Origin of the sequence: Pedobacter sp. HMWF019 (assembly GCF_003061025.1) — a bacterium.
Classification (GTDB): Bacteria; Bacteroidota; Bacteroidia; order Sphingobacteriales; family Sphingobacteriaceae; genus Pedobacter.
In genome coordinates this window covers 1-8,133 of the sequence record NZ_QAIL01000438.1, presented here as the reverse complement: position 1 = coordinate 8,133, position 8,133 = coordinate 1, and the positions used below count along the sequence as shown (strand labels likewise).

The 8,133-nt window shown below is 46.3% G+C and carries 4 protein-coding genes; 2 read left to right on the top strand and 2 right to left on the bottom strand.

Annotation, left to right across the window (positions count from 1 at the left end; translation table 11 throughout):
- Positions 1–801, bottom strand: an 801-nt coding sequence (locus DBR11_RS23165) for a hypothetical protein (RefSeq protein WP_199233933.1), incomplete at its 3' end; no start/stop codon positions are given.
- 64 nt (positions 802–865) lie between these two features.
- Entirely contained in the window at positions 866–1,189 is a 324-nt protein-coding gene (locus DBR11_RS23160) for an import component protein (RefSeq protein WP_108554975.1), read from the bottom strand.
- 288 nt (positions 1,190–1,477) lie between these two features.
- Here DBR11_RS23160 and DBR11_RS23155 point away from each other — a divergent pair, with 288 nt between their 5' ends.
- A complete protein-coding gene (locus tag DBR11_RS23155) occupies positions 1,478–7,693 on the top strand; it encodes a SpvB/TcaC N-terminal domain-containing protein (RefSeq protein WP_199233932.1) in 6,216 nt (2,071 codons plus the stop codon).
- 82 nt (positions 7,694–7,775) lie between these two features.
- The coding region (locus DBR11_RS30320; RefSeq protein WP_233260876.1) for an RHS repeat-associated core domain-containing protein at positions 7,776–8,133 on the top strand (358 nt) is incomplete at its 3' end.

Genomic DNA, 8,133 nt, shown 5'->3' with positions numbered 1-8,133 from the left:
GGGTTGTTCATTAATAAACACTCCGGTTTGACGTACACTAATAATGTTTGCCGTTGCTCTTTTTCCTTTAAACTTAAGACGAATTGATTCTCTGAACTCCATATTAAAATTAAGAATAAGTGCAGACAGGCCTCTGTAAAATAAAAACACGGCCGGGCAAACCAGTAAAGGATGACCTATACTCATAAAACGCCAGCCCATCCCGTAGCTTTCATGCTGATAAGAAAACACATAGTACCCCGCCACCAAAACAACAACAAGCAACCAGCCCAATGCACTCAAAACGACAAAAGTCTTCTTCACCTGCACTTCAGAACTGGAAAAGACAAAATAAGGAATATGTATGAGGTCTTTATCAATCTTGAGTTCTAGCGTTTTCCCCACTTCAAAACGACGTTCATAAGGCTTAATGTCATTCACTTTTGCTCGCTGTTTAATCTCCGTGCCTGAAAGATTCTTGAAAGACAACTGAAGTTCATAAGTATCATAACCCCCGCCTGGTTTTGAAAGCTTGGTAGAGGTTATGATTTTAGCCTCGCGGGTTACCCCCTCCTTTTTAAGCTTTTCTATATTATTTTTAGCGCTTAGAACCTTTAATACCCATTTTCTCAAAAAACCAGTCAAAACAATTAACCAGAGTACAATCGATAGAGCAACTAACGTTAAAGCAAACCAAGGTGATTGATTTTGAAGACTTCCAATATCCTTTTCATTATTAATTGAATAATATAAGATCATAGGAAATGGCACTGCAAAAAACAGGGCATACAGCATCCAGAATATCATCCATCTCTTTTTCATCCTTTTGGTCTAGTATTGTGATGTTTCTTTACTGTGATCATAGGGTCGTATTCGTCTAAGCCTATTAACCAATGAAGGCAAATTGATTCTCAAAGGCTTTGCCGAAAACTGGCACAGGTTTTTCGGCGCCATTAGAAGCATTAATCATGCCCAGTATCCAAAATACCAAAATAGCCCAACCAGCAAAACCTAGAAAAGAAAGATCGGGCGCAGCAAGTAGTATTGCATTTAGAGCCAGATTGAAAATAATACTTACAATAGCTAAACCTAAAGCCTGCCTTAAATGATACTTAAGTAACGAATCTGCTTTTTCCTTACCTGAAAAATAAGCGATTAGCCAGCCTATAAGGGTAATATAGGATACTATAGATAATGTTTTATTGTTCATAGCCTTTACAATTTGAAAACACTGGCAATATTGCCTTCACAAATTTCAAATTAGACAGGTCTGTTTCCAAACATTCCCCCACTACAATACGTCTACAGGGCGATACAGCGCGTCTACAATACGACTACATCAAAGACAATGAAGATATTTTTGAAAAAAGTTCTATAGTTCATAACGGTAAATTCAAGTATTAATACCTGCGTAAAACACGTAGATACACCCTGCCAAACACAAGCATAAAAACACCAAATTTGACTAGCTAAATCACTCATTAGTAACACGAAACCTATGGACAGCGAATCAAAAAAAAACTCCTCCGATCAGTTTCTAAACACCGAAGGCGGTAAAACCAAGTCTAACACGATCGAAATCCCTTCTGTCAATCTCCCTAAAGGCGGAGGGGCTCTAAAAGGCATTGACGAAAAATTCACCGTCAATGCAGTGAATGGCACCTCGTCTTTTGGCATAGAACTTCCGGTCGGCGCGGCAAGGGGAATGGCGCCCAGCCTAACACTGTCCTACAGCTCCGGTGCAGGAAACAGCACTTTTGGCCTCGGATGGGACATAATCCTGTCCTCCATCAAAAGGAAAACAGATAAGGGGCTGCCGCAATACCTCGATCCGCAAGATTCGGATACTTTTTTACTATCTGACGCAGAAGACCTGGTGCCAGAATTCCAGCGGGAAGCCGACCAGAGCTTTTCGAAAGATCTAAAGGGCAACTATGTCTACAAGGAGCAGGATTCTCTCGATGGCCTCTACCGAATCCGCTTTTATCGCCCCAGAATTGAAGGCCTGTTCGCCAGAATAGAACGCTGGATGGAGAAAACGACCGGTACCTTCAAATGGCGGGTGATGAACAAAAACAACAATACGGTTCTCTATGGCTGGAGCAGCAACAGCGTTATTAAAGACCCACAAAATCCACATAGGATCTATCAGTGGCTGCCCGAATTCAGTTTTGACGACAAAGGCAATTGCTGCCACTACCAATATAAACCAGAAGACGCCAACGGCTTCGACAAAAACCAGCTACCCAATAAAAACCGCTTTAAAAACGGCCAGATCACGTATACCAATATGTACCTCGCAAAGGTACTCTACGGCAATAAAACACCCTATAAAAAACTCAACGACAACTATCCACCAGAAACAGACTATCTGTTCCAGACCATTTTCGACTACGGAGAATACGATACTAACTACCAAAAAACAAACAACTGGGACTACCGGACCGATAGTTTTTCAACCTACAAGCCCGGATTTGAACTCCGAACCACCAGGCTCTGCAAAAGCGTCCTCCTGTTCCACTACTTCGACGAACTCCCTGGCGGATCTGCCCTGATCAAATCCATGGACCTGCAATACGATACCAGCAGCCAACGGGATTTCACCTATCTGAAAACCGCAACTGCCCGGGGATACATCAAAAAAGCAGACGGCAGTTACAGCAGTAAAAGCCTCCCTTCTACCGAGTTTGACTACCAGCAACACGACTGGAGCACCGAAGTACAAGACATTACGATGAAAGAACTGACCCACGACCCAGCAGGTCTGGACCAGAATTATCAATTTACAGACCTCTTTAACGAAGGCCTCTCCGGCATGCTCACCGAGCAAGCCACAGGATGGTACTATAAACACAGTCTGGGCAAGGGCCAGTTCGAAAATGCCACGCTCATCAGCCCAAAACCCTCTTTTACCGGTCTAGGTAAAGCCCTTCAAATCGCGGATCTGGATGCAGACGGCCGCAAGCAAATCGTCAGCATGGGCAGTCAGCCTTCTGGTTATTTCGAGCTCGACGATCAGGACCAGTGGCAGCCCTTCCAAAACTTCCTCAACAGCCTCAACATCAATCTGGATGACCTCAACATGCGCATGATCGATTTGAACGGCGACGGAAAACCAGACCTGCTGATCACCGAAGACAATGTGTTCACCTGGTACGAATCCCTGGGCAAAGGCGGTTACGATGCCTCAAAGAGAACCATCAGAGCTACCGACGAAGAAGCGGGCCCGGCCATTCTGTTCTATGATCCGCTTCAAACCATCTTCCTGGCCGATATGTCTGGCGATGGAATGACCGACATTGTAAGGATCAGGAACGGCGAAGTCTGCTACTGGCCCAACCTGGGATACGGCCAATTCGGAGCCAAAGTTACCATGGACAACGCCCCGTTCCTCGACTTCCCGGATGCCTTTAACCCGAGTTACATCAAACTGGCCGACCTGGACGGCTCCGGAACCACAGACCTCATCTACCTTGGCAGAAACAAGTTCAGTTGCTGGATGAACCTCAGCGGCAACAGTTTCAACAATGTTCCTTTTGAAACAAACGCCTTCCCGGAGATCCACAACCAGGCCAATATCACCGTAACCGATTTACTCGGTAATGGTCTTTCCTGTATCGCCTGGTCCAGCAACCTGCCTCAATACAACAATACACCCTTGCGCTATATCGACCTGATGAACAGCAAAAAGCCACACCTGCTCATCGGCTATAAAAACAACCTGGGTAAAGAAGTAACTATAGAATACACGCCTTCTACCCGGTTTTACATTGAAGACAAGCTCAATGGACGGCCCTGGATCACTAAACTGCATTTTCCGGTACATTGTGTTTCCAGAACAGAAACCCTCGACAAAATTACCGGCTACCGGTTCAGCAGCAGCTACAAATACCACCATGGTTATTACGACCACCCCGAACAAGAATTCCGGGGCTTTGGCCTGGTGGAACAAACTGATACTGAACAACTTGAAGACCTGAATTATAACCAACCACCCGTCTATACCAAAAACTGGTTCCATACCGGCGCTTTCCTTCAGAAAGACAACATACTGAACCAATTTGCCCGCGAATACTGGTACGAAGAAATGGCCAGACAAGGTTTTACAGTGACCAATCACGAAAGCCTGTTGCCCGATGCTCCTATTTTGCCTGGGCCAGGCATAGACCCTGGTTTCCTTGATCATCTGAGCGGAGAAGAATGGTGCCAGGCTCTAAGAACCTGTAAAAGCATGGGGCTCCGTACAGAAGTCTTTGCATTAGATGCACCACTAAATAAGCCCAATAATGATCAGATCCGGCAACAGCTCAGTCCCTATTCAGTAACCACCCACAACGTAGTTCTTGAAATGCTGCAGCCCAAAGGACAAAACAAATACGCCGTTTTCATTTCCAGAGAAAGCGAATCCATCTCCTATGCCTATGAACGGGCAACCGACGATCCCAGGATCAGCCACAAACTCAACATCAAACTGGATGAATATGGCAATATCCTCGAATCAGCAAGTGTCGTTTATCCGCGGAAAATTAGCGATGCGAGCTTACCAGTGGAAACCCAGGACGAGCAGAACAAAACGCACATCCTTTACACGCTTAACCAACTCAGCAACAGCATTAACGAAACCAACAACTACCGTTTAGCTTTACAAACAGAAAGCCAAACATTCGAGCTAAAAGGGCTAAGTAAAAACACCCCTTACTTTACCTTAAGCGATTTCAATAATATCCTCAACCTCGCCACAGAAATTCCTTATACACAAATAGACAACACTCCGGCCAGCCCTCAAAAACGATGTATCGAACACGTACGCAGCACCTATTACAAAAATGACCTCAGTGGTCCACTCCCGCTACACCTGCTCGAATCCCTGGCCATAGGCTACGAAAGTTACCAACTTGCCTTTACGCCTGACCTGTTGACCGATATTTTTGGCATTAAAGCAACTGATGCCCTGCTCACAGAAGGCAAATTTACCCACAGCGAAGGCGACAACAACTGGTGGATCCAATCGGGAACCACACAGTACATCACCGGAGCAGAGGACCAAACAACTGCAGCAAACCGCTTTTACAGGCCCATTTCCTATACAGACCCTTATGGCGCCATCACCAAGGTTCGTTATTATGGCAATTATAACCTGCTCATAGATCAAACCACAGACGCATTAGGCAATACCACTACTGCAGAGCGTTTCAATTTCCGCAGTTTAACACCAGAACGCCTGCGCGATGCCAATCAAAACTTATCTGAAGTGATTACCGACGAACTCTGCCTGGTCAAAGCAACCGCTATCTACGGAAAAGGCACAGAAGCCGATGAGCTCAGTGGCTTAACCGAATTCAGCAATCCTGCAGAAAACACCCTGATCAACCAGTTCTTCAACGCCACAGACGGATTACAACTGACCAATACCGCAAAAATGCTGCTGCACCATGCCACATCCTGTTTTGTCTATGATTTTGATACCTACAAAAATACAGGAAAACCTACCGTCGTCGCCACGATACTAAGAGAACAACATTTCAAAAACAATCCCGATTCCCCCGTACAAATCAGCCTGGAATACAGCAGCGGCATAGGGAGTACAGTGATGAAAAAAGTACAAGCCGAACCTTTCCGCTGGATTGGAAACGGCCGCACTGTCCTCAACAATAAAGGCAATCCGGTTAAGCAATACGAGCCCTATTTTTCCATCACCTGGCACTACGAAGAAGCGGCTGAACTGGTAGAAAACGGTGTAAGCCCACTCATGCACTATGATCCGCTTGGACGACTGGTCAAAACCACCATGCCCGATGAAAGCTTTTCCAGGGTAGAATTCTCCACCTGGAAACAAAGCATTTACGATACCTGTGATACCATCCTGGATTCGCCCTGGTACACCAACAGGACCAACAACCTGATTGACAGCTTGCTGATCGCCCAGGGCAAAGACCCTATCAAAGAAAAAGAAGCAGCAGATCAAGCCGCTTTACATGCCAACACACCAGATATTCTCCATTTCGACACACTTGGAAGGCCTGTACTTTCCATAGAACACAACCGGAATTCACAAACCAACGCCGATGAATTCTACAACACCAAAGTCAAATTAGACATTGAAGGCAATCTGCGCAGCATTACCGATGCCAGGGAGTTACCGGAAAATGGCAACAAAGGCAACCTGGTGATGCAATATAAATACGATATGCTGGGCCACAAAGTATACCAGAACAGCATGGATGCCGGGCAACGCTGGCTCCTGTCCAATTGTTTAGGCAGCCCTTTACGCACCTGGGACGAACGGAACCATGAATTCTGCTATTTCTATGATGTTATTCAAAGACCACTTTACAGTCAGGTCCTTGGCGGAGATGGCCCACAGCCCCTCAACCATATTTTCGAAAGGATCTTTTATGGCGAAACAGAACCCAGCCCGGAAAGCAAAAACCTGCGGGGCAAAATGGTCAAACATTACGATACCGGTGGTGTGGTATTGACTCCGGAATACGATTTCAAAGGACAGACCATAGAAACCACCAGACAACTATTCAAATCCTATAAAACCGTAGCGAACTGGACCGACTCCAATCTTCTCAACGATCTGGAAACTAAAGAATTTACCTACAAAATAGAATCCGATGCTTTAGGAAGAATCACGCAGCAAACCGCACCAGACGGAAGCATCTCCAGCCCCACCTATAACCGCACGGGCCTGCTTCAGAGCCAATCGGTCCAAGAACCCGGATCGGCCATAAAAATACCCTACATCAAAGACATTGACTACAATGAAAAAGGTCAGCGTAATAAGATCATTTACGGCAATAATGTCATCTCTCGTTTTTATTACGACACCCAAACCTTTCGCCTCAACCGGCTGGAATCCAAAAGGCTCAACAATGATCCATTGCAGGATTGGTATTATACTTTCGATCCCACAGGAAATGTAACCCATATCGAAGACAAAAACATTCCCAAAACCTTTTTCGGCAATGAGAAAACAGATGGCGTATCGCAATATACCTACGATGCCCTGTACCGCCTCATCCAGGCCACCGGACGCGAAAACAAGGCTGCCTTAAATTACGACACCAAGGACAACTGGAATGACAAAGCCTTTATCCAGCAACTCCATCCAGGCGATTCTATGGCCATACGGGCTTATACCCAGAGCTACCAATATGACCGGGTGGGCAATATCCTGCAAATGGCGCAACTTGCCACCGGAAATAACTGGACCAGAAACTACGAATATGAAAAAACCAATAACCGACTAAATAACACCAAAATAGGCAGTACCACTTACAGCTATACCACACATCCAAAACATGGCTTTATCTTAAATATGCCTAACCTGAATGCCATCAGCTGGAACTTCAAAGAAGAACTCATCAGTACCATTCAGCAAAAAGTAAATCCGGCAAACGGAACTGCAGAAACCACCTGGTATCAATATGACGCTCAGGGCCAGCGCCTCCGCAAGATCACCGAAAACAGCGCCAGCGGCGGAGCTACACCTTCCGTCAAAGAAGAACGGATCTATATTGGCAGTTACGAACGCTACAAGAAGTACAGCGGCACCAGCGCGGGCCTGGAGCGGGTTAGCCTCAGCATCATGGACCAACAGCTTTGTACAGATCGACACCCGCAACGACATCAGCGACGGCACCGAAAAACAACTGATCCGCTACCAGCTCCACAACCATCTTGGCTCGGCAGCTTTAGAACTCAGTGATACCGCTGAAGTAATCAGCTATGAAGAATACCATCCTTTTGGTACCACCGCTTTTCAGGCCAACAGCAGCACAATCAAAGCAGTGGCCAAGCGTTACCGCTACACGGGTATGGAACGGGATGAAGAAACCGGCTTCGGTTATCATGGTTCAAGGTACTATCTCCCCTGGTTGGGCAGATGGCTCAGTTGTGACCCGATCGGCATCCAGGGCGGTATAAACTGCTATGCCTACGTCAAAAACAACCCTATCATGCAACTGGATCCGACTGGAAAAGATGGAGAAACCTGCGGGGTTTGGGACGAAGAAACCGCTACCTGCCATGCAGATGCCTGCCCGATTCAATCTTCCCCGGAGATAGAGCCACCTTCTCCGGCCACACCGCCAAGGGTAAGTGTCAGAAGAAGGGCGGTTGGCCCTCCGGTTTCCCATGCTGCACCAC

Bases quoted from the DNA above. Each gene is read 5' to 3' on its own strand.
- DBR11_RS23160 (WP_108554975.1), bottom strand. From the start codon at position 1,189: ATGAACAATAAAACATTATCTATAGTATCCTATATTACCCTTATAGGC.
- DBR11_RS23155 (WP_199233932.1), top strand. From the start codon at position 1,478: ATGGACAGCGAATCAAAAAAAAACTCCTCCGATCAGTTTCTAAACACC.